The organism is Micromonospora sp. NPDC050686 (genome assembly GCF_040654475.1).
In the GTDB taxonomy this organism is placed as follows: Bacteria; Actinomycetota; Actinomycetes; order Mycobacteriales; family Micromonosporaceae; genus Micromonospora.
Window position 1 is genome coordinate 42,119 of record NZ_JBFAID010000038.1, and the last position, 26,160, is coordinate 68,278.

Here is a 26,160-nt window from a genome sequence, read left to right on the forward strand (position 1 = left end):
CCATGACGTCCCCGGCTCACCTGGTGGGACCGGGTGACCGACGCCTCGGCCCGGACCGGCGGGCCCGGCGCGGTGAACGGGGGATGTCCGACGTGCGACCACCCCGTGTGAGGGCCCTCACCTCCCGGTCCGGGACATGTCGCCCGGTGTGCCCCCTACGATCGCCTGTAGGTGCCTCAGCCGGCACCTGACGGCCACGGCACGGATCAGCGCCGGGCGCAGCGCGGCGTCCCGGCACACCAGGCCGACCAGAACGAGCGTCTACGAGGACCGATGAATCCTGTCGTACTGATCGCCGAAGAACTCGCTCCCGCCGCCATCGAGGTGCTGGCGCACGACTTCGACGTGCGCCACGTCGACGGCACCGACCGCCCGGCCCTGCTCTCCGCGCTCTCCGCGGCCGACGCGGTGATCGTACGCAGTGCCACCCAGATCGACGCCGAGGCGATCGCCGCGGCGCCGCGCCTGAAGGTGGTCGCCCGGGCGGGCGTCGGCCTGGACAACGTCGAGGTGCCGGCGGCCACCGCCCGGGGTGTGATGGTCGTCAACGCCCCCACCTCCAACATCGTCTCCGCCGCCGAGCAGGCCGTCGCGCTGCTGCTGGCCGTCGCCCGGAACACCGCCAGCGCCAGCGCCGCGCTCAAGGCGGGCGAGTGGAAGCGGTCCAAGTACACCGGCGTCGAGATCCAGGGCAAGACCGTGGGCGTGGTCGGTCTCGGCCGCATCGGGGTGCTCTTCGCGTCTCGCATCGCCGCGTTCGGCACCCGGTTGATCGCGTACGACCCGTACATCCAGCCGGCCCGGGCCGCGCAGCTCGGGGTGCGCCTGGTCGGCCTGGAGGAGTTGCTGCGGGAGAGCGACTTCATCTCCATCCACCTGCCCAAGACGCCGGAGACCGTCGGCCTGATCGGGGAGAAGGAGCTGGCGGTCGTCAAGCCCGGCGTGCGGATCGTCAACGCCGCCCGGGGCGGCCTGGTCGACGAGCAGGCCCTCGCGGACGCGATCGCCGAGGGCCGGGTCGCCGGCGCCGGCGTCGACGTGTACGCCAAGGAGCCGTGCACCTCCTCGCCGCTGTTCGCCTTCGACAACGTGGTGGCCACCCCGCACCTGGGCGCCTCCACCCACGAGGCGCAGGACAAGGCCGGCCTGGCCGTGGCGAAGAGCGTCAAGCTGGCGTTGCAGGGCGAGTTCGTGCCGGACGCGGTGAACGTGCAGGCCGGCGGCGTGGTCGCCGAGGACGTCCGGCCGCTGCTGCCGCTGGCGGAGAAGCTCGGCCGGGCCTTCACCGCGGTGGCCGGCGGGGTGGCCGCCGCCGTCACCGTCGAGGTACGCGGCGAGATCGTCAACCATGACGTGTCGGTGCTCAAGCTCGCCGCCACCAAGGGGCTGTTCAGCTCGGTGGTGGAGGAGCAGGTCACCTACGTCAACGCGCCGCACCTGGCCGCCGACCGGGGCGTCGAGGTCGCCCTGGACACCCGGACCGAGACCCTGGAGGACCCGGTCCTGGTGACCGTCCGGGGCGCGCTGCCCGACGGTCGCACGGTCAGCGTCTCCGGCACCGTGACCCAGGCCGGCGCCCGGGACGTCATCAAGCTGACCGAGGTGGACGGCTTCGACGTGGAGATCGGCGCGGAGGGCATTTTGGTCTTCCTGCGCTACGCGGACCGGCCGGGTGTGGTGGGCACCGTCGGCACGCTGCTCGGCGCGGCCGGCGTCAACATCGCGGCGATGCAGGTCGCCCGCCGGGAGGCCGGCGGCGAGACGCTGATGACGCTCACCGTCGACCAGGCACTCGGCGCGGACCTGCTCACCGAGGCGGCCGACTCGATCGGCGCGACCTCGGCCAGCGCGGCGGACCTGCGCGACGAGTAGTCCATCGGGGACGGATCGCGGGGGCTCGGCCGGCAGGCCGAGCCCCCGCGCCGTACGTCCCGCCGGGCCGCTGGCTCCGACGTGGATGGACGGCGCGTGAGCGACCGCCGGGCGGTCAGGCGGTGGCGGCGCGGGACGGCGGCGGGTAGACCGAGCCGTCCTGGGCGTCGAACAGCATCAGGTCGTACTCGCCGGCCAGCCGCTCGATGTCGAGCAGCACCTGGTCGGTGCAGGTGGGGAAGAGATTCATCTCGACGTGGTCGCCGGCCGCGTGCAGCGGGGCGACCTCCCACGGGGTGTCCGGGCGGGACGGTCGGTCCGGGTAGTTGGCGGTGATCGCCCGGTAGAAGCCGACGACCCGCGGGTCGGGGTGGCGGTCCGTGTGCCGGCCCGCGCGGCACTGTTCCACGGCGACCCGCACGTCCGCCGGGGTGGCCCCGTCCGGCAGGGCCCACACGCTCAGATCGAAACTCACGGCGGACAGGGTGCCATCCGTCGACCGTCCGGCAAAAACCGCCCCGCCGCTGGTCGACTGTCAGGTAACGGAAACGTGATGACCGGACGGTCCGGTGTGGAGACTCTTGCGTCGAGTTGCGTCGATTCGCTAGCGTACGGGGGCGGTCGCCGGCTGAATGCGACGTCGGGCCCGTCTTCGGGTGGCGCGGCCTGACGTTCGGCCACCGGTCCGCACCCCTCGGTTGCGCGAGCCACGCGCACTCGTCGCTGACCGGCTCCCACGGTTTTTGCCGAGACCGTGGGGGCCGATCGCCGACCGGACCGGGGTCCGCAGTCGGCGCCGGTCAGCGGCGGTCGGCGAGCAGCGCGCGATAGTCGGAACCGCTGTGGAACCAGGACAGTCCCGCCGGTCCGGCCGCGTAGAGGGCGGTCGCGTAGGCGTCGGCGACGGCCAGGTCCGGCCCGACCACGGTCGCCGCCACCAGGTGCTCGGCCGGTTCCCCGGTGTGCGGGTCGACCACGTGCCCCCGCCGCCCGCTGACCCCCGAGGTGCCGACCGCGCCCGCGGTCATCTCCAACACCAGTGGCGGACGTCGGCCGTCGGTGGGGTGGTGCACCGCCACCCGCCACGGGCCCCCGTGCGCGGCGTGGCCGCGTACCACCAGGTCGGCGCCCGTGAGCACGGCGTAGTCGTGGATGCCGGCGGCGCGCAGCCGGGCCGCGGCCCGCTCCACCGCCCAGCCGCCGAGCAGACCGCTCGGGTCGAACCCGCCGGGTACCGCCCAGGCGTCGAACCAGCCGTCGGTGGCGGCGCGCATCGCGGCGCACCGGTCCACCAGGTCGGCCAACGGGGGGTACGAGTCCGGGCTGACCTCGCCCCGGCGCAGCCGGGAGACCAGGCTCTCCGGCCGGGTCGGCCCGTAGGTCAGGTCGATCGCGCGCAGCTCGGCGACGGCGTCGCGCAGCGCGTCCCCGACCGCCTTGTGACCGAACCACTCCGGGGCGTTGAGCAGGATCGTGTACTCGGCGGTGGCGGTGCGCACCGGGTAGTGGACGGCGAGCCGGTCACCGGCCGGACCGACGATCCGCTCCACGTGCTGGTTGCCGCCGCCGAGGCGCAGGTCGGGCCGGCGGCCGTGGTACGCGGGCTGGGCCACCCAACGGTTCACCGGGCGGTCCGTCGTCCAGGTCGTCCGTGGTTGCTCGTCCATCCGCATCGCAGCGCTCCTTCGCCGACGCGCCGCAGCGGTGCGGCGGTCCGGTCACGGGCCCCCGCGACCCGCTCACCGACGAGCCTAAGCAGCGGAGTTGACCGGCCCATGAATGCCACCTGGGAGCCTGCTGTGCATTCGCCCCTCCCATATGATGGACGCTCCGTACCGGGAGGCGGGACGGCGACGTACCGTGGCCGGAAGCGACGAGCGAGGGAGCGGCAGGTGGCACGGATCGCGGTGGTGGCCGGCGACGGGATCGGACCCGAGGTGGTCGCGCAGGCCCGCAAGGTCGTCGACGCGGTGCTGCCCGGCGTCGAGGCCACCGAGTACGACCTCGGCGCCGCGCGCTACCACCGCACCGGTGAGGTGCTGCCCGACTCGGTCCTGGACGAGCTGGCCGGGCACGACGCGATCCTGCTCGGCGCGGTCGGCGACCCCACCGTGCCGCCGGGCGTGCTGGAGCGGGGCCTGCTGCTCAAGCTCCGCTTCGCCTTCGACCAGTACGTCAACCTCCGTCCGTCCCGGCTCTGGCCCGGGGTGGCCGGCCCGCTGGGCGCCGTCAAGCCGGGCGAGGTCGACCTGGTCGTGGTGCGCGAGGGCACCGAGGGGCTCTACGCCGGCGCCGGCGGGGTGCTGCACCGTGACACCCCGGCCGAGGTGGCCACCGAGGAGAGCCTGAACACCCGGCACGGCGTCGAGCGGGTGATCCGGGACGCCTTCGCCCGGGCGGCCCGCCGCGAGCGGCGCAAGGTGACCCTGGTGCACAAGACCAACGTGCTGACCCACGCCGGGTCGCTCTGGGCGCGGGCGTTCGACGCGGTCGCCGCCGAGCACCCGGACGTGGCCACCGAGTACCAGCACGTCGACGCCGCCGCGATGTTCCTGGTCACCCAGCCCCAGCGGTACGACGTGGTGGTCACCGACAACCTCTTCGGCGACATCCTCACCGACATCGCCGCCGCGGTGACCGGCGGCATCGGGCTGGCCGCCAGCGGCTGCATCAACCCGGAGGGGCGCTTCCCGTCGATGTTCGAGCCGGTGCACGGCTCCGCCCCGGACATCGCCGGCCAGGGCCTGGCCGACCCGGTCGCCGCGGTGCTCTCCGCCGCGCTCCTGCTGGACCAGCTGGGCCACGCCGAGGCCGCCGCCCGGGTCACCGCCGCCGTCGGCACCGAGCTGGCCGGTCGAGTACCGGGCGTACCGCTGCGCACGGCCGAGGTGGGCGACCGCCTCGCCGGGTACGCGGTGGCCTGACCGCCGGCCGCGGCCGACCAGCGCCGCCGCCGGCCACCCGCTGCCCGTCGCGGGCGCGGACCCGGCCGGCAGGGCAAGCCCCAACCCGGCCGCCGAGGGCCCGTCCGTCCACCCATCCGGGCCGGTCGATCCGCGGGGCGGAGCTATCCGCTGAACGACCGTTCGGGGTAAGTTTCTGGCACCAGAGATGCCGGCGTGCGCGTCCGCATGCCGTTCCGACAGCAGGGAGGTCAGCGCGATGAGCGGTGGTGACAAGCTCGATTTCGAGATCCGTCCGAATCCCGCGCCGGTATCCGCCGCCGACCGGGCCGCCCTGCTGGCCAACCCGGGCTTCGGGCGGGTCTTCACCGACCACATGGTGACCATCCGGTACGCCGAGGGCAAGGGCTGGTACGACCCCCGGGTCGAGGCCCGCGCCCCGATCCCGATGGACCCGGCGAGCGCCGTCCTGCACTACGCGCAGGAGATCTTCGAGGGGTTGAAGGCCTACCGCACGGCCGACGGGTCGGTCACCATGTTCCGGCCCGAGGCGAACGCGGCCCGGTTTGTCGCCTCCGCGAAGCGGCTGGCCATGCCGGAGCTGCCGCCGGAGACCTTCGTCGAGTCGCTGCGCCAACTGGTCACCATCGACCGGGACTGGATCCCCGAGGGGCCGGACGGCAGCCTCTACCTGCGGCCGTTCATGTTCGCCAGCGAGGTCTTCCTCGGCGTCCGCCCGGCCAACGAGTACTTCTACGCGGTGATCGCCTCGCCCGCCGGGGCGTACTTCGCCAGCGGGGTGAAGCCGGTGACGGTCTGGGTCTCCCCGGACTACACCCGGGCCGCGCCCGGCGGCACCGGCGCGGCCAAGTGCGGCGGCAACTACGCCGCGTCGCTCGCCGCACAGGCCGAGGCGATCGACGCCGGCTGCGACCAGGTGGTCTTCCTGGACGCGGTCGAGCGCCGCTTCGTCGACGAGCTGGGCGGCATGAACGTCTTCTTCGTCTACGACGACAACACCCTGGTCACCCCGCCGCTGACCGGCACCACCCTGCCCGGCATCACCCGGGACGCGATCCTCACCCTGGCCGCCGAGTCGGGCCACCAGGTGCGCGAGCAGCCGGTCAGCTTCGCCGACTGGCAGGCCGACGCGGCGAGCGGCCGGCTGCGCGAGGTCTTCGCCTGCGGTACCGCCGCGGTGGTCACGCCGATCGGCGGGGTCCGGTTCCCCGACGGCGAGTTCCTGATCGGCGGCGGTGAGCCGGGCCGGTCCACCATGGCCCTGCGCCAGCGGCTGGTGGCCATCCAGCGGGGCGAGACCGAGGACCCCCACGGCTGGGTGCACCACATCGTCCTCTGAGATGCAAGGCGGGGCCCCTTCTCAACGCATTCTGTATGGGAGGGGCCCCTTCTTAACGCCCGTCCCCGCGCCGCGCCGCCCGGGATGCCGCGGGGGCGGTGCGGGGACGCTAGTCCAGCAGGTGCTCGCGCAGTGCGGCCAGCTGCCGGTCGGTCAGCCCCGCCTGCCGCAGGTAGTCCTCGACCGAGCCGTACCGTTCGCGCAGCTCCGCCAGGAAGAGCGCCATCGCGGCGGCGGGGGTGGTGAGCGGGGGCAGTCCCAGCACCCCGCCCATGCCGGCGTACCAGGCCTGGAAGCGTTCGAGGCCCTCGGCGCTGAGCGCGTAGTCGGCGGCGATGTCGGGGTCGGGCACGCCGAGCGCCGCCAGGGTCAGGCCGCAGACGACGCCGGTACGGTCCTTCCCGGCGACGCAGTGCACCAGCACCGGGGCGTTGGCCGCGTCGGCGATCAGCCCGACCGCCTCGGCCAGCCCCGCCGCACCGGTCTCGGCCAGCGCGGCGTACCGGTCGGCGAGGTAGCGGGCGAGGTCGGTGCCCGGCTGGTACAGGGTGGCGCTCCAGTCGACGTGCTCCGGGTGGATGTGGCGGTACGCGAGCCGGGGCAGCTCCGGCACCCGCCCGTCCCGTTCCACCTCGGCGGGGCGGCGCAGGTCGATGACGGTGCGGACGCCGAGCGCGGCGAAGGCGTCGAGGTCGGTGCCGTCGATCCGGTGCGGGGAGTCCGAGCGGTAGAGCCGCCGGCGGCGGACGCGGCGACCGTCCCGGGCGGGCAGGCCGCCGAGGTCCCGGAAGTTGAACATCGTGGTGAACGGCAACCTGCGATCGGCGTCGATGGCGTCCATCCGCACACGGTAACGGCCGGTGGGAACTGGTCCCACCGGCCGGGCGCCCGGTTCAGTGGCCCGGGCGGGTCACCGTCAGACCCGGCCCGGAGCGTCCGGCGGCAGCGCCGAGTAGTTCTCGCCGTAGTAGCCGCCGAGCTTGTCCCGGTACGCCGGGTCGGTGTGGCTGGTCTCGTCGTACTCCGGGGCGGCCTTGATCTGGTCCTTCTCCCGGTCGACGTAGACCTTGCTCTCGTCGTGGTCGACGCGGTTGACCGTGCCGGCCGGCAGCATGACCTTCTTGCCGAAGATCCACGGGCCGGTGTCGACGACCAGGTAGCTGTCGTCCACGTCGTGGCTGGCCCGGTCGATCTTGCCGATGTGGCCGTCGGTGGCCTCCACCTTGTAGCCGACCAGGTCGGCGCCGGCGACGCCGGCCTCGTCCCGGTAGCGCCACGGGTCGAAGGCGCCGCCCGGCGTGCCGGCGGCGTAGCCGCCCTGCCCGCCGTCGATGGTGGACTCGGGAATGGCGTTCGGGTGCTGCGGATCGAGCCTGTCCATGGGTAACTCCTGCCTCGACTGTCATAGTCGTTATGGGAGAGAAGGTCTTCTGTGTCCGCATAAGAGATACCCGGCCCGGCCGTGTTCTACACACGTCCGGGTGTGAACGCCGGTGGGCCGGCGACCGCGGACGGCGGTCACCGGCCCACCAGGGGCGTACGGCTCAGGCCAGCGCGGCCTGCGCGTCCAGCGCCACCGCGGCGGCGTGCACGACGGCGGCGATCCGCAGCCCCTCGTGCACCTGCTCCCGGGTGAAGCCGGCGGCCCGCAGCGTCTTCTCGTGCGACTCGAGGCAGACCCCGCAGCCGGTGATCGCCGAGACGGCGAGGCACCAGAGTTCGAAGTCGCCCTTGTCCACGCCCGGCCGGGCGATGATCTGCATCCGCAGCCGGGCCGGCATCGAGGCGTACTGCTCGTCGCCGATCAGGTGCTTGGCCCGGTAGTAGACGTTGTTCATCGCCATGATGGTGGCGGCGCCCTTGGCGGCCTCGACCGCCTCCGGCGTCAGGTGGGCCGCCGCCTCGTCGGCGATCTCCCTGAGCAGCACCGGGTTGCGCGCGGCGACCGCGCAGGCCAGGGCGATGCCCCAGGCCTGCTCGGGCTTGAGCGTCGAGGTGCCGACCGTCGAGCCGAGGTTGAGCTTGATGTCCTTGGCGTACTCGGGCAGAGCTGCCTTGACCGCGTCCAGGCCCATCGTCAGGCCCCGGCGCCGGCGAGCAGCGCATTGGCGTCCAGCGTCTCGCCGCCCTTGTTCCAGTTGCACGGGCACAGCTCGTCGGTCTGCAGCGCGTCGAGCACCCGAAGCACCTCGGAGACGTTGCGGCCGACTGAACCGGCGGTCACCATGGCGAACTGGATCTCGTTGTTCGGGTCGACGATGAAGGTGGCCCGCTGGGCCACGCCGTCCTCGCCCAGCACGCCGCAGGCGGCGGTCAGCTCGCGCTTGAGGTCGCTCAGCATCGGGAAGGGCAGCTCGCGCAGGTCGGGGTGGTCCTTGCGCCACGCGTAGTGGACGAACTCGTTGTCCACCGACACGCCCAGCACCTGGGCGTCCCGGTCGGCGAACTCGCCGTTGAGCCGGCCGAACTCGGCGATCTCCGTCGGGCAGATGAAGGTGAAGTCCTTCGGCCAGAAGAAGACGACGCGCCACTGGCCCTCGTGGGACTTGTGGTTGATCGTCTCGAACGCCTTGTCGGCGTCGAGGGAGACGCAGGCGGTGAGTTCGTACTCGGGGAAGCGGTCACCGACAGTGAGCACGGGTCCTCCTTGACAGCGGCACGAGGCCGTTAACTGGATCGGTTCCAGATACTTCCTCAGTCGGGTTTCCCGGTGCCGGCGGCCGGGTGACTTGTGAAGTGGATCATAAGGTCGGGGCAGGTGGCCGGCCGTTTGCCGGGCCCCTGCCGCGACCCACCGTCCCGGTATCTGGATTAGTTCTCCCAGAATCGCCGCGGCCTGGCAGACTACCCATCGTGACCAGCACCGTCCTGATTATTGGCACCTAGCGCGCCGGCCTCCCTCCGCCGACGCGCAGACCTCCCGCATCCGCGGGGGGTCTTTTTGTTGCCCCGGGACGAAGACAGAAGGGACCCCCATGGCCTTCCAGGTGTACGACACGACGCTGCGCGACGGCGCGCAGCGCGAGGGGCTCAGCTACTCGGTGGTCGACAAGCTGGCGGTCGCCCGCCTGCTCGACGAGTTCGGGGTCGGCTTCATCGAGGGCGGCTGGCCCGGTGCGGTGCCCAAGGACACCGAGTTCTTCCGCCGGGCGCGTACCGAGCTGAACCTGCGCCACGCGGTGTTCGCCGCGTTCGGCGCCACCCGCCGGGCCGGCGTCGCCGTCGAGGCCGATCCGCAGGTGCGCGGCCTGCTCGACGCCGAGACCCCGGTGGTCACCCTGGTCGCCAAGGCCGACCTGCGGCACGTCGAGCGGGCCCTGCGGACCACCCCGGCGGAGAACCTGGCGATGATCCACGACACCGTGGCCCACCTGGTCCGGCAGGGGCGCCGGGTGTTCGTGGACGGCGAGCACTTCTTCGACGGCTACCGGCACGACCCGGCGTACGGGGTCGAGGTCGTGCAGACCGCGCTGGCCGCCGGGGCCGAGCGGTTCGTGCTCTGCGACACCAACGGCGGCATGCTGCCCTCGCAGGTCACCGCCGTGCTCGGCGACCTGGCCGCGCGGACCGGGATCGCTCCGGAACTGCTCGGCATGCACGCCCAGAACGACACCGCCTGCGCCGTCGCCAACACGATCGCCGCGGTGGAGGCCGGCGTGCGGCACGTCCAGGGCACCGCCAACGGGTACGGCGAGCGCCCCGGCAACGCCGACATCTTCGCCGTCGTGGCGAACCTCCAGCTCAAGCTCGGGATGCCCGTCCTACCGGCGGGCTGCCTGGAGCAGATGGTGCGGGTCTCGCACGCCATCGCCGAGATCGCCAACATCGCCCCCGACACCCACCAGGCGTACGCCGGGGCAGCGGCCTTCGCCCACAAGGCGGGGCTGCACGCGAGCGCGATCAAGGTCGACCCGTTGCTCTACAACCACGTCGATCCGTCGGTGGTGGGCAACGACATGCGGATCCTGGTAACCGAGATGGCCGGCCGGGCCAGCGTCGAGCTGAAGAGCCGCGAGCTGGGGCTCGACCTGGCCGGCCATCCGGAGGCGCTGTCCAGGGTCACCGGCCGGGTCAAGGAACTGGAGGCGGACGGCTGGTCGTTCGAGGCCGCCGACGCCTCGTTCGAGCTGCTGGTCCGCTCGGAGCTGCCCGGCCGGGCGGCGCCCCGGCCGTTCGCCCTGGAGTCGTACCGGGTGCTGGTCGAGCACCGCGAGGACGGCGCGGTGGTCTCCGAGGCCACCGTCAAGATCCGGGTACGTGGCGAGCGGGTGATCGCCACCGCGGAGGGCAACGGCCCGATCAACGCCCTGGACGAGGCGCTGCGGGTCGGGCTGGCCCGGCACTATCCCGAGCTGCGCGACTTCGAGCTGGCCGACTACAAGGTCCGCATCCTGGAGGGCAGCCACGGCACCGGGGCGGTGACCCGGGTGCTGGTGGAGACCGCCGACGGCACCGGCCGGGACTGGACCACGGTGGGCGTGCACCCCAACGTGGTGGAGGCGTCCTGGCACGCCCTGGTCGACGCGCTCACCTACGGCCTGCGCAAGGAGGGGCCCCCGGTCAACGCATTCGGTAGCGGAGGGGTCCCCGCCTGACACCTCACCGGGCGGGCAGGCGGAGGGTGGCGAGCACCGCCCGGTGGTCGCTGTCCGGCAGCGCGTGCACGGTGACCGCCTGGACCGCGATCCGGCGGTCGACCAGCACGTGGTCGATGGTCACCGGTGGGATCGGGTCGCCGTCGTACGGGCCCCAGGTGCCGACCAGCCCGGCCCCGACCGCGTCGGCCGCGTCCACGTACCCGGTGGCGAGCAGGGCGCGCAGCGGCGCGTGGTCGAGCGTGGCGTTGAAGTCGCCGGCGAGGATGCGCAGCGGCCCGTCGGGGGTGGCCGGCGGCTGCCCGGCGAGGTCCGTCCGCCACTCGTCGACCACCGCGACCGACCAGGGCGCCGCCGGATGGGCCGACTCCACCCGCGCCGGCGGCGCGCCGGGCACGGTCAGCGTGGCGTACGCCTGGGTGAAGGCGAAGCCCCGGTTGCGCCGCAGGCCCGGCTCGGCCAGCGGGAAGCGGGAGTAGAGCCCGGAGCCGGTGGTGCCGTCCTCGGGGTTGAGCTGCCGGTAGGGCAACAGCGTGGCGAGCCCGGCCCGGTCCAGCCCGGCCTGGGCGGCCGGGGTGAACTCCTGCACGGTCAGCAGGTCGACCCGGTGCCGGCGGACCAGCTCGACCAGCGCCCGGGGCTCGGCGGCGCCGTGCAGCAGGTTGGCGGTGAGCAGCCGTACCGCCGGGCCGCCGGCGGCCGGGCCGTGGTCCGGCAGCGTGCGGGGCGCGACCACGCCGACCAGCGCGACCGCGGTGACCCCCGCGACCAGCGCCGCCCACCGGCGCCGCAGGGCGAGCGCGGCCAGCAACGCGACCAGGCTCCACCCCGCGACGTATGGCGTGAAGGCCACCGCCTGCACCAGCGGCCCCCGCTCCACCCCGGGCAGCCGGACCGCCGCCCAGGCGACGCCCGGCGCCACGGCGAGCCAACCGAGCACGGTGGCGCCCCGGCGGGCCGGCGCGACCGGCCGCGCGGTCTCGGTGATCATGCCGGTCACCGTAGCGGACGACGCTGCGAGCGGGTGGACCGAAAACCATTCGTGAATGGTGGAAGCGCGACCTACTCGCAATTTCTCAGATCGACCTGAGGTGCTTGTTGGGGCCCTGGTCGACCGCAGACTCGGGGCTTTTCCCGATGCGGCGTCCCACCTGGCCACAGTGCCTGGAAATCGCAGGGCGGAGGCAATTTTCTCTCGCAATTGTCCGGTGCCGTCTCGCTCATTTCGCCGCAGTTCTGCCGGCCCGTCGGCCACGCGGGTCGCGCTGTCGGGGGTGAGCACCCTGTCGACCAGCCCCGGCACCGTGGCGTGGGCGGTGGTCTCGGCCAGCGGCACGGTCGGCACCCTCGACCCGGACAACGTGCCGCCGCCCGGCCAGGCCTCGGTCGCGCCGCGCAGGGGCCTCGCCGTCGGCCAGCCCACGCCGAACGCGGTCTACGTGCAGCCGTACAACTCCGCCGGGACGCCCGCGAACCTGGGCTTCCACCTGGTGGTCCACAGCTGACACCCGGGCGGTGAGCGCCGGTCACCGGGTCCGGTAGCAGGGCGTGCAGGTCGTCACGGGCGTCGGCGTTGCCACCCGGGGGCCGGCGCTCACCGTCCCGCGCGTCCGCTTCCGCACCGCCTCGCGGCCTTCGAGCCCGGACGGGGGAAGTGCGGCGGATTGGCGGTGAACGGCCCGGTCCGGCGCTGACAATCCGACGTTTGTCGCCGTCCGGCGCGGGAAGCAAGCACCGTGACGGACATCTCGGACACCCTGGCCAGCCTGCCCACCCCGGCCGAGGCCGATGCGGCCGGCGCCGAGCTGGAACAGACCCTCTTCGAGGTCAAACGCGTGATCGTCGGGCAGGACCGGCTCGTCGAACGCCTGCTCACCGCCCTCGTCGCCAGTGGGCACTGCCTGCTGGAAGGGGTGCCCGGCGTCGCCAAGACGCTCGCCGCGCAGACCCTCGCCACCGTGGTCGGCGGCACCTTCTCCCGGATCCAGTTCACCCCCGACCTGGTGCCCTCCGACATCGTGGGCACCCGCATCTACCGGGCGTCGAAGGAGAGCTTCGACATCGAACTCGGCCCGGTCATGGCCAACCTGGTCCTCGCCGACGAGATCAACCGGGCGCCGGCCAAGGTCCAGTCGGCGCTGCTGGAGGCGATGGCCGAACGGCAGGTCTCCATCGGCGGCCGGAGCTGGCCGGTGCCCGAACCGTTCCTGGTGCTGGCCACCCAGAACCCGATCGAGTCGGAGGGGGTCTACCAGCTGCCGGAGGCACAGCGGGACCGGTTCCTGATGAAGGTTGTGGTCGACTACCCGAGCGACGCCGACGAGCTGGCCATCCTCTACCGGATGAGCAGCGACCGGCCCACCGCGCGCCAGGTGCTCGACCCGGCCCGGCTGCGCGACCTGCAACGCCGGGCCGAGCACGTCTTCGTGCACCACGCGGTGGCCGAGTACGTGGTGCGGCTCATCCTCGCCACCCGGGACCCGGGCCGGTTCGGGCTGCCCGACGTGGCCGGCCAACTGGCGTACGGGGCCAGCCCGCGCGCCACCCTCGGCCTGGTCGCCGCCGCCCGGGCGCAGGCCCTGCTGCGCGGCCGGGACTACGTGATCCCGGAGGACGTCCGGGAGCTGGCGGTGGACGTGCTGGCCCACCGGCTGGTGCTCACCTTCGACGCGGTGGCCGACGGGGTGGCCACCGACACCGTGGTCCGGCGGCTGGTCGAGGCGGTTCCGCCGCCCCGCGTCGCCGCCGTCCACACCGAGTACCCGGCCGACCTGGCGGCGGCGTGAGGCGCCGCCCGGCGCCGCCCGCGCCGGCCGGCCCGGGACTGGCCGCGCTCACCCCGAACCAACGGCTGCGCCGGCTGGAGCTGACCGTGACCCGGCGGCTCGACGGGCTGCTGCACGGCCAGCACCACGGCCTGCTGCCCGGCCCCGGCAGCGAGGCCGCGGGCAGCCGCGAGTACCGGCCGGGGGAGGACGAGGTACGCCGGATGGACTGGGCGGTCACCGCCCGCACCACCGTGCCCCACGTACGGGAGGTCGACGCGGACCGGGAGCTGACCACCTGGCTACTGGTGGACGCCAGCCCCAGCATGGAGTTCGGCACCGCCGAGCTGGACAAGCGGGAGCTGGCCGTGGCCGCCGTCGCCGCCGTCGGCTTCCTCACCGCCGGCACCGGCAACCGCCTCGGCGCGCAGGTGCTCGGCCCGGCCGGGCTGCGCCGCTTCCCGGCCCGGGGCGGGCGTACCCATCTGCTCGGGCTGCTGCGCGCGCTGCTGGACGCGCCGCGCACCGGCGGACCGGCCGCCGACCAGCCGGCCGGCGCGGCCGGCCCGCCGCCCGGGTTCGTCGACGCGCTCGCCGCGGTGCAGCGGGTGGCCACCCGGCGCGGCCTGGTCGTGCTGGTCTCCGACTTCCTCGACGAACTGCCCGACGACCCCGCCGCCCCGGCCCCCTGGGAACCGGCGCTGCGCCGGCTCGCCGCCCGCCACCAGGTGCTCGCCGTGGAGGTCACCGACCCGCGGGAGTGGGAGCTGCCGGACGTCGGCCTGATCACCCTGACCGACCCGGAGACCGGCCGCCGGCGGGAGGTGTGGACCGGCGACCCGGGCCTGCGCGAGCGGTACGCGGCCGCGGCCACCGCCCAGCGCGACCAGGTACGCCGGCTGCTGCGCCGCTGCGGTGCGGGCCACCTCGCGTTGCGCACCGACCGGGACTGGACCGCCGACATCGTCCGGCACGTGCACGCCCAACGCCGGCTGGCCACCGCCCCGGCCGGCGCGGCCCGGGGAGGTGCCGCGTGAACTGGCAGTCACCCGCCCGCCTCTGGCTGCTGCTCGGGGTGGCCGCCCTGGTCTTCGGCTACCTCCGGATGCAGCGCCGGCGCAGCCGGTACGCGGTCCGTTTCACCAACCTGCGGCTGCTGGACCGGGTGGCGCCGGACCGGCCCGCCTGGCGCCGGCACGTGCCGGCGGGACTCTTCCTGGCCATGCTGGCCCTGCTCGTGGTCGGCTTCGCCCGGCCCACCGCCGAGGTCCGGGTGCCCCGGGAACGGGCCACCGTGATGGTCGCCGTGGACGTGTCCACCTCGATGCTCGCCACCGACGTGGAGCCGGACCGGCTGGGGGCGGCGAAGGACGCGGCCCGGCGGTTCGTGGACGGGCTGCCGGACGAGTTCAACGTGGGGCTGGTCGCCTTCGCCGGCAGCGCCGCGGTGGTGGTGCCGCCGAGCACCGACCGGGAGGCGCTGCACGAGGGGATCGATCGGCTGGCCGAGGGGATGACCGGGGTGCAGGGCACCGCCATCGGCGAGGCGATCAGCACCTCGCTCGGCGCGGTGCGGAGCCTGGACGGGAAGGCCGCGAAGCAGCCGCCACCGGCCCGGATCATCCTGCTCTCCGACGGCGCCAACACCTCCGGCATGGACCCGATGGAGGCGGCCTCCTCGGCGGTGGGCGTCAAGGTGCCGGTACACACCATCTCCTTCGGCACGCCGACCGGCTCCGTCGACCGGGGTGGCCGGGCCATCCAGGTGCCGGTCGACGGGCAGACCCTCAGGGCGGTGGCCGAGGAGACCGGCGGCGGCTTCCACGAGGCCACCAACCGCCAGGAGCTGCGCGCCGTCTACGACGACATCGGCAGCTCGGTGGGCTACCGCACCGAACGCCAGGACATCTCCGCCCGGTTCATCGGCCTCGGGCTGGTGTTCGCCATGGGTGCCGCCGCCGGCTCGATGCGCTGGTTCTCCCGACTGCCCTGACCGGCAACCGACACGTGAGGAGCGAGTATGGCCGTGCAGACCGGACTGGGTGAACCCCGCGGGCCCTGGTACGTCTCGCCCGAACTCGACCCGGACGGGCGGGGCGGCTGGCCCGGCACCGGGCCCGACGGTACGCCCCGCCGGCGGCGCCGCCGCCCGGGACCCGTGGTGGCCGCGCTGGCGGTGGTGGCGCTCTCCACCGTCTCCGGGGCAATGGCGGGCGGCTGGGTCGCGGGCCGGGACGGCGGGGTCGGACCGGCGGCGGCGTCGGCCGCTCCGGTGCCGGCGGAGCTGGTCACCGCCGCCGAACGCACCGTGCCCGGGGTGGTCTCGGTGATGGTCGGGGGCGCCGGTGGCGCCTCGGCGAGCGGCTCCGGCTTCGCCCTCGACGACGAGCAGCACATCGTCACCAACGACCACATCCTCGCCAAGGGAGGCGGCGGCCGGGTCACCGTGGAGATGCCCGACGGGCGCCGGTACGCCGCCGAGGTGGTGGGCCGGGAACCGGCCAGCGACCTGGCCGTGCTGAAGGTGCCGCCGTCGGCCGGGCTGACGCCGCTGCCGCTGGCCAAGCCGGGCACCACGCGGGTCGGCGAGCCGGTGCTCGCGGTCGGCTCCCCGCTCGGGCTGACCGGCACCGTCACCGCCGGCATCGTCAGCGCGTTGAACCGCCAGGTACGGCTCGGCTCGGGCCGGCACACCGCGGTGCAGACCGACGCCTCGATCAACCCCGGCAACTCGGGCGGGCCACTGGTGAACGCGCGGGGCGAGGTGGTCGGCGTGAACACCGCGATCGCCACCATCGACGGCAGCGGGTCGATCGGCATCGGCTTCGCCATCCCGATCGACCAGGTCCGCAGGACCGCCGACACCATCATCGGCAAGGGCGGCTGAGCTGCGGAAACCATCCGGGGCGGCCGACCGGGAGCGGACAACTGTCAGATATCTGGCATTGGGAGCATCGGCCCATGGAAATATTACGCTGAGTATGGATACTGGCGTGGGTGGAGCAGCTTCTTCTGGTGGTCCTGCTGCTGGTGGGCCTTTTCATCGGATGTGGTGTCGGCTCGGCGTACGCCCGGGCCCGGCGCGGGTGGACCGACTACAAGACGGTCAAGAGCACGGTGCCCGGCGTCCGCCGGACCGCCTGGCTGCTGATCCGGGCCGTCACCACCAAGGTCGCGGTGATCCTGCTGCTGCTGATCGGCGCGGTCGCGTACGCCGCCAGCGCACCGGACCATGAACGGGCCGGGCCCGGCCCCACGCCCACGCCGACCACGTCGAACCGGGCCAGGCGATAGCCTCTGGGCATGGACGACGGGCTGCGGATCAGCGACCGATGGGTGGTGCCCGCCGCCGAGCTGCGGGAACGCTTCTCCCGCTCGTCCGGTCCAGGCGGGCAGGGCGTGAACACCACCGACTCCCGGGTCGAGCTGAGCTTCGACCTGGCCGCCTCGCCGAGCCTGCCGGAGCCGCTGCGCGCCCGCGCCCTGGACCGGCTCTCCGGCCGGCTGGTCGACGGGGTGGTCACGGTGGCCGCCAGCGAACACCGGGCGCAGCTCGCCAACCGGGAGGCCGCCCGGGAGCGGCTGGCCGCGATGCTGCGGGAGGCGATCGCCCCGCCGCCACCGCCCCGCCGGCCGACCCGCCCGTCGCGGGGCGCCAAGGAACGCCGGCTCGCCGACAAGAAGCGACAGTCCCAGCGCAAGCGCGACCGCCGCGCCGACGGCGACTGATCCGCTCGCGGCAGGTCAGCTCACCGCGCCGTCCGAGCCGGCGAGCAGCCGGTCGCACTCGGCGACCAGGCGGGCCCGCAGCGGCGCGGCGCGCTCCGCGAACGACCGCTGGGCCAGCACGTACTCCTGCCGGCCCGCGCCGGTCTCGATCCGGACGGGGGAGTAGCCCAGCTCGGTGAGGTCGTACGGCGAGGCCCGCATGTCCAGCACGCGCACGTCCCGGGCCAGCTCGAAGCAGTCCGCCACGAGTTCCGACGGGACCAGGGGCGAGAGCTTGTACGCCCACTTGTAGAGATCCATGTTGGCGTGTAGACAGCCCGGCTGCTCCAGCGCGTGCTGGGTCTCCCGGGTGGGACGCAGCAGGTTCAGCGGCCGGGCCGGCGCGGTGAAGAACCGGTACGCGTCGAAGTGGCTGCACCGCACGCCCCGCTCCTCGACCACCGCCGCCGTCCGCTCCGGCGTCAGGCGCAGCGGCCAGGCGTTGTGGCGTACCTCCTCCTGGGTCTGCCGGTAGACCATCGCCCACTCGTGCAGGCCGAAGCAGCCCAGCTGGGCGGGGCGGGCGGCGGTGGCGGCGAGCAGGCCGCGGATCCAGGTGAGCGAGTCGGCGCGCCGCGCGCGTACCCGATCGGTGTCGACGGTGACCCCCGCAGGCCCGGCGCGGTAGTCCCGGCCGAACTCGGCCGGGTCGGCGTCGCGCAGCGTCACCCCGGCGCCCGGATGCCAGCGGCGCAGCTGGGCGGGGCGGTGCGAGTAGTACGTGAAGAGGAAGTCCTCCACCGGGTGCCGGCGGCCGGCGCGGCGGCGGGCCAGGTGCGGCGCGAGCCAGCCGTCCACCCGCCGCTCGTGCGCGTGCCGCCGGGCCTGCCAGGCGGCCGCGTCGAGCACGGGGGCGAGGGCGGCGGTCACGGACCCCAGGGTACGGCCGCCGCCCCGCCCGCGGATCAGGGCACGTCCACCCGGACGCCGGCGGAGAAGACCCCGCTGCGCAGTTCGAGGTGTTTCGGCGGGTCGGTGCCGTTCACCGTGAACACCACCGGCAGCACCCGCCGGGTGCCCGCCGCGACCGGCTCGGCGAAGACATCCCGGCCCCGGTTGGCCGCCCGCGTGGCGGACTCGTCCGCGCTGACCCAGTTGCCGTCCGGCAGGTACGCCCGCTGGAGCTGGCCGTGCCAGGTCTGCACCTCCGGGGTCAGGTTGCGCAGCCCCACGGTCGCCTCGCAGGCCCGGTCGCTCACCGCCGTCGCGGCCGGCGCGCAGGCCACCCGGTAGACGGTGAACTCGAACGCGGTCTCCCGCAGCGGCACGCCGACCTCGCCGGTGACCGTCCGTCCCACCCAGCCGCCGCCGGTCGGCTGTCGCTGCGTGTCGATCCCGGCCACCCGCTGGGTGGCCGTCCAGGCCGCCGCCCCCACCACCCCGGCGAGGATCACCGCGGCCACCCCGACCACCAGCCAGACCGGTGGCCGGCCACGACGTCCGGCGGGCGCGGCCGGCTGCGGGTAGAGGCTGCCGCGCAGCGCCCCGCCGCCCGGTGGCGGCAGGCCGGAGGCGAGCCGGGTCGGGGCGGGGCCGGGCGGGGGCGCGGTCGCCCGGCGGCGCCGGCCGAGCTGCCACCACCACAGGGCCCCCGCGGTGATCACCAGCGCCGCGGTGGACGCGGCGAGCAGCACCGGGGTACGCCGCCACACCGGCGCCGCGGTCACCGTGGCGGCCGGCACCGCCGCGCCCGCCCAGGTCGCGGTCGCACAGTCGTACGGCTGTCCGGCGTCCTCGCTGAGCGCGCAGACCGGCGCGGTGACCGGTCGCCCGGGCGCGGTGGTGGAGAGCGCGGTGTGCAGCGTCGTGGTGCTGCCGGCCGGCAGGGTGAGCTGCCAGGTGATCTCGCCCGGCGCGGCGGGCCCGGCGGACCGGGTGGCCTGGCCACCGTTGGTGACCGTGGTGGCCTGCGTGCCGTTGGGCAGTTGCTGGCGGACCGTGGCCGGCACCGCCGTACCGCTGGTGTTGCGGATCTCGATCCGGTAGGCCGGCGCCGGCGTGCCGGCCGGGTTCACCGCCACCGTGACGGCCCCCGGGGCGATCGCCCGGACCAGCGGCCGGGGCGGCACGGCCGGCGCGGAGCCGGGCGCGGCCGGGGCCGGGAAGGTCGGGGTCGCCTCGGTCCCGGTCGGCGCCGCCTCGGTGCCGGCCGGCCCCGGTTCGGTGCCGGCCGGTGCGGCCCCGGTCGGCACGGCCGGTGTCGGCACCGGCGCGGCGACCGCGACGGGCGCGGGCGCGGACTGGTGGGCCACCGGTACGGCGGCCAGGACGCCCAGGCAGTTGACGAGCACTGCGAGGGCCGTGTGGTGTCGTCTCGATGCAGGCATACGAACGAACCTCCGCAGCCGACGCTAGGGGCGGGGCCACGTCGTGCGGGTACGAAGTGGCGAATCCCGCCACGGCGGCCGGCGGCCGGCGTAGGGTGCGCCGAATCACGGCCTGCCCGCCGGGACGCCCGCGGCGAGCTAGATTGACCCGGTGCGTATCGCTCGTTTCGCTCATGCCAAGGGAATGTCGTTCGGGGTCGTCGAGGGGGAGCCGGAGGCGGGCCCGCAGGGGCTGACCATCGCCGAGATCGAGGGGCACCCGTTCGGGACCGTCCAGTTCAGTGGGGCCCGGTGGGCGCTGTCGGACGTCCGGCTGCTCTCGCCGATCCTGCCCAGCAAGGTGGTCTGCGTCGGCCGGAACTACGCCGAGCACGCCGCCGAGCACGGCAGCGAGGTGCCGAAGGAGCCGCTGCTGTTCCTCAAGCCGTCGACCTCGGTGATCGGCCCCCGCGACGCCATCCGGCTGCCGATCTTCTCCAAGCAGGTCGAGCACGAGGCGGAGCTGGCCGTGGTGATCGGCGCGCCGGGCGCGCGCCGGGCCGACCGGGCCGCCGCCGAACGGGCCATCTTCGGCTACACCTGCGCCAACGACGTGACGGCGCGGGACCTCCAGCGCTCCGACGGGCAGTGGACGCGGGCCAAGGGCTTCGACTCGTTCTGCCCGATCGGTCCGTGGATCACCACCGGTCTGGACGTGCGGGACCTGGAGATCCGCTGCGAGGTGGGCCCCAACCCGGACGAGATGGAGGTGCGCCAGCTGGGCCGGACCAAGGACATGGTGTTCGACGTGCCCGCGCTGGTGTCGTACATCTCGCACGTGATGACGCTGCTGCCGGGTGACGTGGTGCTGACCGGCACCCCGGCCGGGGTTAGCCCGCTCGTGGACGGGGATACGGTCACCGTCCGGATCGAGGGCATCGGGGAGCTGACCAACCCGGTGGTCCCGGTCGGATGACACGCATCGGGGCTCGAACCCGCTGGTCAGGGGCGGTTTCGGGGGCCCGATTTGGCGCACCGGTGCCGGGAGGGGTAATGTTTCTTCCCGGCACCGTAAGGTGCCGATGGGGTATGGGGTAATTGGCAGCCCGACTGATTCTGGTTCAGTTAGTCTAGGTTCGAGTCCTGGTACCCCAGCGCTACCGAGGTTCGCGAGAGCCTCCGGTCGCTGGATTCTATGAGTTCGACTCCGACCCGCGAGGGGCGGAGTTGATCTCTGATAGAGTGCAGCTTCCCCGCCCGGCAGGGTCGGGGAAGCATTGTTCTGGCCCCGTCGTCTAGCGGCCCAGGACGCCGCCCTCTCAAGGCGGTAGCGCCGGTTCGAATCCGGTCGGGGCTACAGCGCCGACAGCCCGTCCCACTCCGTGGGGCGGGCTGCTTCGTCTTCGGGGTGTAAGGCGGGGCCCCTTGTTAACGCTTCTGGTAGAGGCGGGGCCCCCTATTGACACCCGTCCCCGGGCGGCGGCGACGTCGGGGAGCGGTGGCGGTCCGGGGCAGGGGGTGGCTCTTGGTCGTGTCGGGGCGCGGCCACCCCGCCCGCCAGGCGGGGGCCGGATGCGGTTAGACTACTGCCGCACCGTCCGGCAGGCCGGTGAAGCAGAAAAAGTTCTGGCCCCGTCGTCTAGCGGCCCAGGACGCCGCCCTCTCAAGGCGGTAGCGCCGGTTCGAATCCGGTCGGGGCTACAGCACCGGCAGCCCGTCCCACCACCGTGGGGCGGGCCGTTTCGTGTCCGCCCGCCCACCCTCCCGTCGAGACGGCCCGGCGAACCTCGTTGCGCCGCGCGCCCCGGAGGGACAGCGTCCGGTCCCGGATGCCGTCCAGCTTGCGGCGCTCCAGCCGTGACCTCGCCAAGCCTTCGCCGGCTGGGCGGCACCGACCGGGGGGCCAGCGGCCAGGCGGCGCTGGCCGGGGCCAGTGGCCGGAGAGGCGTTGGCCGGGGGCAGTGGCCGGAGAAGCGCCGGCCGGGGGCATCAGAGGCCGGAGAGGCGTTGGCCGGCGCGGACGACGGCCATCGCGTGCCGCTCACCCGGACGGCGGCCCAGGCGCTCGATCGGCCCGGAGACGCTGATCGCGGCGATCACCCGGCCGGTCCGGTCCCGGATGGGGGCCGAGACGCTGGCCACGCCGGCCTCCCGCTCGGCGACGCTCTGCGCCCAGCCGCGACGGCGTACCTCGGCGAGGGTGCGGCCGGTGAACTTCGACCGGGGCAGCAGCGGCATGACGGCCTCCGGCGGCTCCCAGGCGAGCAGGATCTGCGCCGCGGACCCCGCCGTCATGGGCAGGACCGAGCCGACCGGCACGGTGTCGCGCAAGCCACTGGCCCGTTCGGCGGCGGCCACGCAGATCCGCTCGTCGGCCCGGCGCAGGTAGAGCTGCGCGCTCTCACCGGTCGCGTCGCGCAGCGCGGCCAGCAGCGGCTCGGCCGCCGTCAGCAGTACGTCCGGCGCGGCGTTGGCCAGTTCGCCGAGGCGCGGGCCGGGCCGCCAGCGCCCCTGGGTGTCCCGTACGAGCATGCGGTGGATCTCCAGCGCCTGGGCCAGCCGGTGCGCGGTGGCCCGCGGCAGCTTGGTGCGTTCGACGAGTTCGGCCAGGCTGGCGCCGTCGACGCAGGCGGCCAGGATGACCACCGCCTTGTCGAGTACGCCGACCCCGCTCATGCTGTGTCCCACGGGCCGAAACCTACCTCCCAGAATCTAGGAAGTCCAGATGTTGGGAGCGGCGTCACGGTCCGCCCCGGAGGGCGGCCGCCGCCCTGCCGTGGCCGCAGCCCCGCTGCTGCCCGCTCCGGCCGATGGCGCCGCAGGGCCGCCCGGGCCGTTCCGCCCGGCGCCGATCCCGGCCCGGCAAGGCATCGACAATAGTGGCAGTCCTGTGTGGATGGTGGATTGCCGGCGGATGTCTTTTCCGGTGCGCGATGTGCCTTGCTCCGCTCCCGCCGAAGTCGGCCCGGGGCATCCCATGCATTCAGCGCCGGCGATGGGGGCATTCGGCTGCGTGATTGCCGTACCCATCGTGGCCCGCCGGATCGGTTATCCGTGCGAGGCCGTCGGCGGCCGGTCCGCCGCGGGTGCCGGCCGCTACGTCACAAGCGGGCGCACCGGTGGAAAGGCCCGGCCGGGACGACTGTGGACCCGCCGTGCCGAGCGGGCCGGAAGGCCCGGTGCGGCGGCCATTTCCGCTCCCGGGGCGGCCCGGACGCCCGGCCGTGCCTCGGTTTCCGCCCCGGCGGGCCCGCCGGGTTCGGGTGAATCCGTTGCGACACAAGGGCTTTTTTCCACCGAATGTTTGTGTCCCGGCAGCACAGGGCATACCGTGCGCGCAGAATGGCTCGCGTCGAGTCAGTTGCACAATCGGGAGGAAGTCGTGAACAAGGCCGAGCTCATTGAGGCGCTCGCCGTTCGCCTGGGGGACCGGAAAACGGCGACGACCGCGCTCGACGCGGTTCTTGCTGAGGTCCAGGCGGCGGTCACCAAGGGCGAGAAGGTGGCGATCACCGGTTTCGGAGCGTTCGAAAAGCGTGTCCGAGGCGCCCGAACAGCGCGTAACCCGCGGACCGGCGAGGCGGTGAAGGTCAAGAAGACCTCCGTCCCGACCTTCCGTCCGGGTGCCGGTTTCAAGGAGATGGTAGCCAGCGGCAAGGTGCCCAAGGCCGCCCCCGCGAAGAAGACCGCCGCCGCGGGCACCAAGGCGACCGGCACCAAGGCAGCCGGCACCAAGGCAGCCGGCACCAAGGCAGCCGGGACCAAGGCGACCGGGGCGAAGAAGACCGCCGCCGCCAAGAAGACGACCACCGCGACGGCGACGGCCAAGAAGACCGCCGCCGCCAAGAAGACCACGGCGACCAAGACCACCGCCACGAAGAAGGCCGCACCGGCCAAGAAGACGACGACGGCCAAGAAGACCACGGCCGCGAAGAAGGCGCCCGCGAAGAAGGCGCCCGCGAAGAAAGCGCCGGCCAAGAAGGCAGCCAGCCGGCGCTGACCGTACGGCCCACGAGGGCGCCCACCGTGCGCGGTGGGCGCCCTCGTCGTGGTACGCCCGCCGCCGTTGACCGGAAACCGGGTGCCCGGCACAATCCGCGTGCCGAACACCCCGCCCGGTCACGAGAAGGGGGCGCCGGTGCGTCACCCCCACCGCACCACCGTCCTGCTCGCCCTGGGCGTCGTCATCCTGCTGGACGTGCTGCGGGTCTGGCTGCCATCGATCATCACCATCTTCGGCCGGGCGGCGGAGACCCCGGCGGAACTCCTCGGCGGCTTCGCCCTCGGCTGGTTCGTCCTCGCGCTCGCCGCCCCCACCCTCGTACGCCGGCTCGGTCCGCGGCCGGTGGGCCTGGCCGCCGCCGTGGTGCTCGCGGCCGTCCGCCTGGCCCTGACCGCGGCACCCGGCGGGCGAGCGCAGCTCTGGCTGGCCTGTACGGGGCTGCTCGCCGGCCTGATCTGGCTCGCCGCGAGCGCCGCCGTCGTGCACCGGCCGGTGGCCAGACTGGCCATCGGGCTCGCCGCCGCCGCCGTCGGTCACGCCCTGCTCGCCACCGAGGACATGCTCTGGCGGGGTGGCCCGGCGGCCTGGGTGGGCAGCGTCCTGCTGGTGGCGGCGTTCCTGGCGGTATCGGTTCGGGCCGCCGCAGGGCCGTCCCCGGCGGCGTCCGGCCGCCCGAGCAAGACACCTCAGCCGGTGGTGGCCCGACCCGGTGACGCCGGCGGTTCGACCGCGGCTACCGGGGATCGGGCGGTCGTCGCCGGCCGGCGGGCCTGGCTCGTGTTCGGTCCGGCGCTGCTGCTGGCCGGCCAGGTGGCGCTCTCCCCGGCGCTGTGGAACGCCGCCCTGTCCTACCGGCACGGATCGGTGGCCTTTCCGGGGCTGGCCCGTCCGCCGGCCGGTGTCGTCCCGGTCCTGCCGGCGGTCGCGGTCGCGTTGTTCCTGGCCGCCGCGTTCCTCCGGCCACCGCCGCAGCTGGCCCGGCTGCTCTGGCCGGCCGCGCTGGTCGCCGGGGCGGTGCTCTTCGCGGCCGACCGGCCCGGCTGGCTCGTACCCGCGATCCTGCTCGCCGCGGCCGGCCAGGGTGGCTGCCTCGGCCGCACGGACGTCGTGGGTCACCGGCCCGAGCGACCGGTCGGCACCGGGCCGGGTGACGATGGCCGGGGCCGGACGGCCGTCAGCGGGATGCTGCTCTTCGCGGTCGCCGCGGTCGGCTACCGGAATGCGGGCCAGTGCTCCGCCCTTCAGCTTCAGGGCGGGGGTGAAGGCCCGCGCGGGAGGGCCGTCAGGCCCGAGCGTGCCATTGACCGTGGTAAGGTCGAACCGGTCTCCGGTGATAACCAAGCCGGAGCCCGACGTACCACCGTCGCCGCAGGGCTTGCGGAGACGAAAAACGCCTGTGGAGCGGACGTAAGACCGGGGCAATCTCCGGCGGATCGCGGTGAAGCAGGAACCCACCCGGGCGTTGCGCGTTCCGTGCGCAGCGCGGAGGGAACCTCCGCCATTCATGGCGGGAGAGGAAGTCAATACGCGGCCTACGACCTCGGTTATCCCAACGGCTGGGCGCCGGTCGGGCTGGCCGTGCTGGTGGGCGCCGTCGCGCAGCCACCGGTCCCGCCCCGTCCGTCCCGGTCCTGTCCGGGGCGGCCCGGTGGGGGACGGTGGCGGCGCTGGCGCTGCTGACCGCCGTGGCGGGCGCGGCGCACCGGCCGGTGGCCGCGCCCGCGGCCCCCGCCGCGACGCCGTCGAGCCTGCGGGTGGTGGCCTACAACGTGCGGATGGGGTTCGGGCTGAACGGGCGGCTGGACGTGGACGCGGTGGCCCGTACGGTCAGCGGCACCCGGCCGGACGTGGTGCTGCTCAGCGAGGTGGACCGGGGCTGGCTGCTCAACGGTGGCCACGACACCCTCGCCCTGCTGGCCGGGCGGCTGAGGCTGCCGTACGTCTTCGCGCCCGCCGCCGATCCGGTCTGGGGTGACGCGGTGTTGAGCCGCTACCCGGTGCGCTCCGGCCGGACCCGGCCGCTGGCCGCGCACGGCGCGCCGACCGGGGCGCAGGCGCTCGGCGTCACCCTCGACCTCGGCGGCCGGGACGTCGCCGTGGTCGCCACCCACCTGCAACCGCCGCCCGGGGCCGGCCCGGTGGCCCAGGCCCGCGAGGTGGCCGACTTCGCCCTCCGGTACGCGGCCGGCCGGCCGCTGGTGCTCGGCGGTGACCTGAACACCGAGCCGGGTGACCGGGCGTTCGCCGAGTTCACCCGGGCTGGTCTGGTGGACGCCCTGGCCGCCGCCCGGCCGGTGCCGACCAGCCCGGCCGACGACCCGCGTAGCCAGATCGACCACGTGTTCGTGACCGCCGGTCTCACCCCGGGCGAGGTGGCCGCCCCACGCAGTACGGCCAGCGACCACCTGCCGGTCGCGGTGACGCTCACCCTGCCCTGAGGATGGTTGGGGTGTTGAGCGGGGGCCCGTGCTCTACCGAATGCGTCAAGCGGGGCCCTCCTAATGAGTGTTGCGGGTCGGCCTCAGGCAGACTCGTCCGGTGGTAGCCGCCGGTGGGTGAGCACTCGTCCCTCCTGGATCTTGAGTCCT

Annotated in this window: 25 protein-coding genes and 3 tRNA genes; 18 read left to right on the top strand and 10 right to left on the bottom strand. The window is 74.2% G+C overall.

Features of this window, described 5'->3' with window-relative positions:
- Positions 1 to 273: 273 nt before the first annotated feature.
- Positions 274 to 1,872, top strand: coding sequence for a phosphoglycerate dehydrogenase (serA, locus tag AB0H57_RS22320; RefSeq protein WP_357509349.1), 1,599 nt, complete (start codon positions 274 to 276; stop codon positions 1,870 to 1,872).
- Positions 1,873 to 1,987: 115 nt separating this feature from the next.
- Here the strand turns inward: serA and AB0H57_RS22325 are convergent, their stop codons facing one another.
- Together AB0H57_RS22325 and AB0H57_RS22330 are read right to left on the bottom strand one after the other, a co-directional pair.
- The gene (locus tag AB0H57_RS22325; RefSeq protein WP_357509350.1) at positions 1,988 to 2,347 is read right to left on the bottom strand and encodes a hypothetical protein; all 360 of its coding nucleotides are present in this window, start codon (positions 2,345 to 2,347) and stop codon (positions 1,988 to 1,990) included.
- Positions 2,348 to 2,672: 325 nt separating this feature from the next.
- Complete coding sequence (locus tag AB0H57_RS22330; RefSeq protein ID WP_357509352.1) at positions 2,673 to 3,545, bottom strand: FAD:protein FMN transferase; 873 nt, start codon at positions 3,543 to 3,545, stop codon at positions 2,673 to 2,675.
- A gap of 219 nt (positions 3,546 to 3,764) precedes the next feature.
- Here AB0H57_RS22330 and AB0H57_RS22335 point away from each other — a divergent pair, with 219 nt between their 5' ends.
- Both AB0H57_RS22335 and AB0H57_RS22340 read left to right on the top strand, forming a co-directional pair.
- The gene (locus tag AB0H57_RS22335; protein WP_357509354.1) at positions 3,765 to 4,796 is read left to right on the top strand and encodes a 3-isopropylmalate dehydrogenase; all 1,032 of its coding nucleotides are present in this window, start codon (positions 3,765 to 3,767) and stop codon (positions 4,794 to 4,796) included.
- A 238-nt stretch (positions 4,797 to 5,034) separates the two neighbouring features.
- Positions 5,035 to 6,135 carry a branched-chain amino acid aminotransferase gene (locus AB0H57_RS22340; protein ID WP_357509356.1) on the top strand — a complete coding sequence of 367 codons (1,101 nt, stop codon included), beginning with the start codon at positions 5,035 to 5,037 and terminating at the stop codon, positions 6,133 to 6,135.
- 109 nt (positions 6,136 to 6,244) lie between these two features.
- On the opposite strand, the gene AB0H57_RS22345 is transcribed toward AB0H57_RS22340, so the two are convergent.
- The 4 genes from AB0H57_RS22345 to AB0H57_RS22360 all read right to left on the bottom strand — a co-directional run bounded on the left by AB0H57_RS22345 (position 6,245) and on the right by AB0H57_RS22360 (position 8,773).
- Positions 6,245 to 6,976 (bottom strand): tyrosine-protein phosphatase, encoded by a 732-nt coding sequence (locus AB0H57_RS22345; protein WP_357509358.1) that lies wholly within the window; start codon positions 6,974 to 6,976, stop codon positions 6,245 to 6,247.
- Positions 6,977 to 7,051: 75 nt separating this feature from the next.
- A complete protein-coding gene (locus tag AB0H57_RS22350; RefSeq protein ID WP_357509360.1) occupies positions 7,052 to 7,516 on the bottom strand; it encodes a PRC-barrel domain-containing protein in 465 nt (154 codons plus the stop codon).
- A gap of 163 nt (positions 7,517 to 7,679) precedes the next feature.
- The gene (locus AB0H57_RS22355) at positions 7,680 to 8,210 is read right to left on the bottom strand and encodes a carboxymuconolactone decarboxylase family protein (protein ID WP_357509362.1); all 531 of its coding nucleotides are present in this window, start codon (positions 8,208 to 8,210) and stop codon (positions 7,680 to 7,682) included.
- 2 nt (positions 8,211 to 8,212) lie between these two features.
- Positions 8,213 to 8,773, bottom strand: coding sequence for a peroxiredoxin (locus tag AB0H57_RS22360; protein WP_357509364.1), 561 nt, complete (start codon positions 8,771 to 8,773; stop codon positions 8,213 to 8,215).
- A 337-nt stretch (positions 8,774 to 9,110) separates the two neighbouring features.
- Here AB0H57_RS22360 and cimA point away from each other — a divergent pair, with 337 nt between their 5' ends.
- On the top strand, positions 9,111 to 10,730 hold the full coding sequence (cimA, locus tag AB0H57_RS22365) for a citramalate synthase (protein ID WP_357509366.1): 1,620 nt from the start codon (positions 9,111 to 9,113) through the stop codon (positions 10,728 to 10,730).
- 4 nt (positions 10,731 to 10,734) lie between these two features.
- Here cimA and AB0H57_RS22370 read toward each other — a convergent pair whose 3' ends face one another.
- Entirely contained in the window at positions 10,735 to 11,721 is a 987-nt protein-coding gene (locus AB0H57_RS22370) for an endonuclease/exonuclease/phosphatase family protein (protein ID WP_357509368.1), read from the bottom strand.
- 283 nt (positions 11,722 to 12,004) lie between these two features.
- Here AB0H57_RS22370 and AB0H57_RS22375 point away from each other — a divergent pair, with 283 nt between their 5' ends.
- From AB0H57_RS22375 to arfB, 7 genes are all read left to right on the top strand, one after another.
- A complete protein-coding gene (locus tag AB0H57_RS22375) occupies positions 12,005 to 12,235 on the top strand; it encodes a hypothetical protein (protein ID WP_357509370.1) in 231 nt (76 codons plus the stop codon).
- Between the two features lie 231 nt (positions 12,236 to 12,466).
- Positions 12,467 to 13,516: a MoxR family ATPase gene (locus tag AB0H57_RS22380; protein ID WP_357509372.1), complete on the top strand. Its 1,050-nt coding sequence runs from the start codon at positions 12,467 to 12,469 to the stop codon at positions 13,514 to 13,516.
- A gap of 38 nt (positions 13,517 to 13,554) precedes the next feature.
- On the top strand, positions 13,555 to 14,532 hold the full coding sequence (locus AB0H57_RS22385) for a DUF58 domain-containing protein (protein WP_357509398.1): 978 nt from the start codon (positions 13,555 to 13,557) through the stop codon (positions 14,530 to 14,532).
- Positions 14,529 to 15,488, top strand: coding sequence for a VWA domain-containing protein (locus AB0H57_RS22390; protein ID WP_357509374.1), 960 nt, complete (start codon positions 14,529 to 14,531; stop codon positions 15,486 to 15,488). The genes AB0H57_RS22385 and AB0H57_RS22390 overlap by 4 nt, the downstream gene beginning before the upstream one ends.
- Positions 15,489 to 15,515: 27 nt before the next feature.
- Positions 15,516 to 16,382 carry a trypsin-like peptidase domain-containing protein gene (locus AB0H57_RS22395; protein ID WP_357509376.1) on the top strand — a complete coding sequence of 289 codons (867 nt, stop codon included), beginning with the start codon at positions 15,516 to 15,518 and terminating at the stop codon, positions 16,380 to 16,382.
- A gap of 110 nt (positions 16,383 to 16,492) precedes the next feature.
- Positions 16,493 to 16,789 (top strand): hypothetical protein, encoded by a 297-nt coding sequence (locus AB0H57_RS22400; RefSeq protein ID WP_357509378.1) that lies wholly within the window; start codon positions 16,493 to 16,495, stop codon positions 16,787 to 16,789.
- Between the two features lie 9 nt (positions 16,790 to 16,798).
- The gene (gene arfB, locus AB0H57_RS22405) at positions 16,799 to 17,224 is read left to right on the top strand and encodes an alternative ribosome rescue aminoacyl-tRNA hydrolase ArfB (protein ID WP_357509380.1); all 426 of its coding nucleotides are present in this window, start codon (positions 16,799 to 16,801) and stop codon (positions 17,222 to 17,224) included.
- Between the two features lie 15 nt (positions 17,225 to 17,239).
- Here arfB and AB0H57_RS22410 read toward each other — a convergent pair whose 3' ends face one another.
- Together AB0H57_RS22410 and AB0H57_RS22415 are read right to left on the bottom strand one after the other, a co-directional pair.
- A complete protein-coding gene (locus tag AB0H57_RS22410) occupies positions 17,240 to 18,133 on the bottom strand; it encodes a 3-methyladenine DNA glycosylase (protein WP_357509382.1) in 894 nt (297 codons plus the stop codon).
- A gap of 35 nt (positions 18,134 to 18,168) precedes the next feature.
- Complete coding sequence (locus AB0H57_RS22415; protein WP_357509384.1) at positions 18,169 to 19,590, bottom strand: hypothetical protein; 1,422 nt, start codon at positions 19,588 to 19,590, stop codon at positions 18,169 to 18,171.
- 151 nt (positions 19,591 to 19,741) lie between these two features.
- Here AB0H57_RS22415 and AB0H57_RS22420 point away from each other — a divergent pair, with 151 nt between their 5' ends.
- The 4 genes from AB0H57_RS22420 to AB0H57_RS22435 all read left to right on the top strand — a co-directional run bounded on the left by AB0H57_RS22420 (position 19,742) and on the right by AB0H57_RS22435 (position 21,270).
- Positions 19,742 to 20,545, top strand: a complete 804-nt coding sequence (locus AB0H57_RS22420; RefSeq protein ID WP_357509386.1) for a fumarylacetoacetate hydrolase family protein — start codon at positions 19,742 to 19,744, stop codon at positions 20,543 to 20,545.
- A 107-nt stretch (positions 20,546 to 20,652) separates the two neighbouring features.
- A tRNA-Gln gene (locus AB0H57_RS22425) sits at positions 20,653 to 20,724 on the top strand.
- A 129-nt stretch (positions 20,725 to 20,853) separates the two neighbouring features.
- Positions 20,854 to 20,926 (top strand) — tRNA-Glu (locus tag AB0H57_RS22430).
- A 271-nt stretch (positions 20,927 to 21,197) separates the two neighbouring features.
- Positions 21,198 to 21,270 (top strand) — tRNA-Glu (locus tag AB0H57_RS22435).
- A 288-nt stretch (positions 21,271 to 21,558) separates the two neighbouring features.
- Here the strand turns inward: AB0H57_RS22435 and AB0H57_RS22440 are convergent.
- Entirely contained in the window at positions 21,559 to 22,245 is a 687-nt protein-coding gene (locus tag AB0H57_RS22440) for an IclR family transcriptional regulator (RefSeq protein ID WP_222953191.1), read from the bottom strand.
- A 706-nt stretch (positions 22,246 to 22,951) separates the two neighbouring features.
- On the opposite strand from AB0H57_RS22440, the gene AB0H57_RS22445 reads away from it, so the two are divergent.
- From AB0H57_RS22445 to AB0H57_RS22455, 3 genes are all read left to right on the top strand, one after another.
- Positions 22,952 to 23,569 (top strand): HU family DNA-binding protein, encoded by a 618-nt coding sequence (locus AB0H57_RS22445; protein ID WP_357509388.1) that lies wholly within the window; start codon positions 22,952 to 22,954, stop codon positions 23,567 to 23,569.
- A gap of 138 nt (positions 23,570 to 23,707) precedes the next feature.
- On the top strand, positions 23,708 to 25,252 hold the full coding sequence (locus tag AB0H57_RS22450) for a hypothetical protein (protein ID WP_357509390.1): 1,545 nt from the start codon (positions 23,708 to 23,710) through the stop codon (positions 25,250 to 25,252).
- The gene (locus tag AB0H57_RS22455; RefSeq protein ID WP_357509392.1) at positions 25,231 to 26,010 is read left to right on the top strand and encodes an endonuclease/exonuclease/phosphatase family protein; all 780 of its coding nucleotides are present in this window, start codon (positions 25,231 to 25,233) and stop codon (positions 26,008 to 26,010) included. Before AB0H57_RS22450 ends, AB0H57_RS22455 begins: the two co-directional genes overlap by 22 nt.
- The last annotated feature ends 150 nt before the right edge of the window (positions 26,011 to 26,160 follow it).

Coding starts and splice junctions, on each gene's coding strand:
- serA (WP_357509349.1), top strand. CDS start 274: ATGAATCCTGTCGTACTGATCGCCGAAGAACTCGCTCCCGCCGCCATC.
- AB0H57_RS22330 (WP_357509352.1), bottom strand. CDS start 3,545: ATGCGGATGGACGAGCAACCACGGACGACCTGGACGACGGACCGCCCG.
- AB0H57_RS22340 (WP_357509356.1), top strand. CDS start 5,035: ATGAGCGGTGGTGACAAGCTCGATTTCGAGATCCGTCCGAATCCCGCG.
- AB0H57_RS22345 (WP_357509358.1), bottom strand. CDS start 6,976: ATGGACGCCATCGACGCCGATCGCAGGTTGCCGTTCACCACGATGTTC.
- AB0H57_RS22350 (WP_357509360.1), bottom strand. CDS start 7,516: ATGGACAGGCTCGATCCGCAGCACCCGAACGCCATTCCCGAGTCCACC.
- AB0H57_RS22355 (WP_357509362.1), bottom strand. CDS start 8,210: ATGGGCCTGGACGCGGTCAAGGCAGCTCTGCCCGAGTACGCCAAGGAC.
- cimA (WP_357509366.1), top strand. CDS start 9,111: ATGGCCTTCCAGGTGTACGACACGACGCTGCGCGACGGCGCGCAGCGC.
- AB0H57_RS22370 (WP_357509368.1), bottom strand. CDS start 11,721: ATGATCACCGAGACCGCGCGGCCGGTCGCGCCGGCCCGCCGGGGCGCC.
- AB0H57_RS22395 (WP_357509376.1), top strand. CDS start 15,516: ATGGCCGTGCAGACCGGACTGGGTGAACCCCGCGGGCCCTGGTACGTC.
- arfB (WP_357509380.1), top strand. CDS start 16,799: ATGGACGACGGGCTGCGGATCAGCGACCGATGGGTGGTGCCCGCCGCC.
- AB0H57_RS22415 (WP_357509384.1), bottom strand. CDS start 19,590: ATGCCTGCATCGAGACGACACCACACGGCCCTCGCAGTGCTCGTCAAC.
- AB0H57_RS22440 (WP_222953191.1), bottom strand. CDS start 22,245: ATGAGCGGGGTCGGCGTACTCGACAAGGCGGTGGTCATCCTGGCCGCC.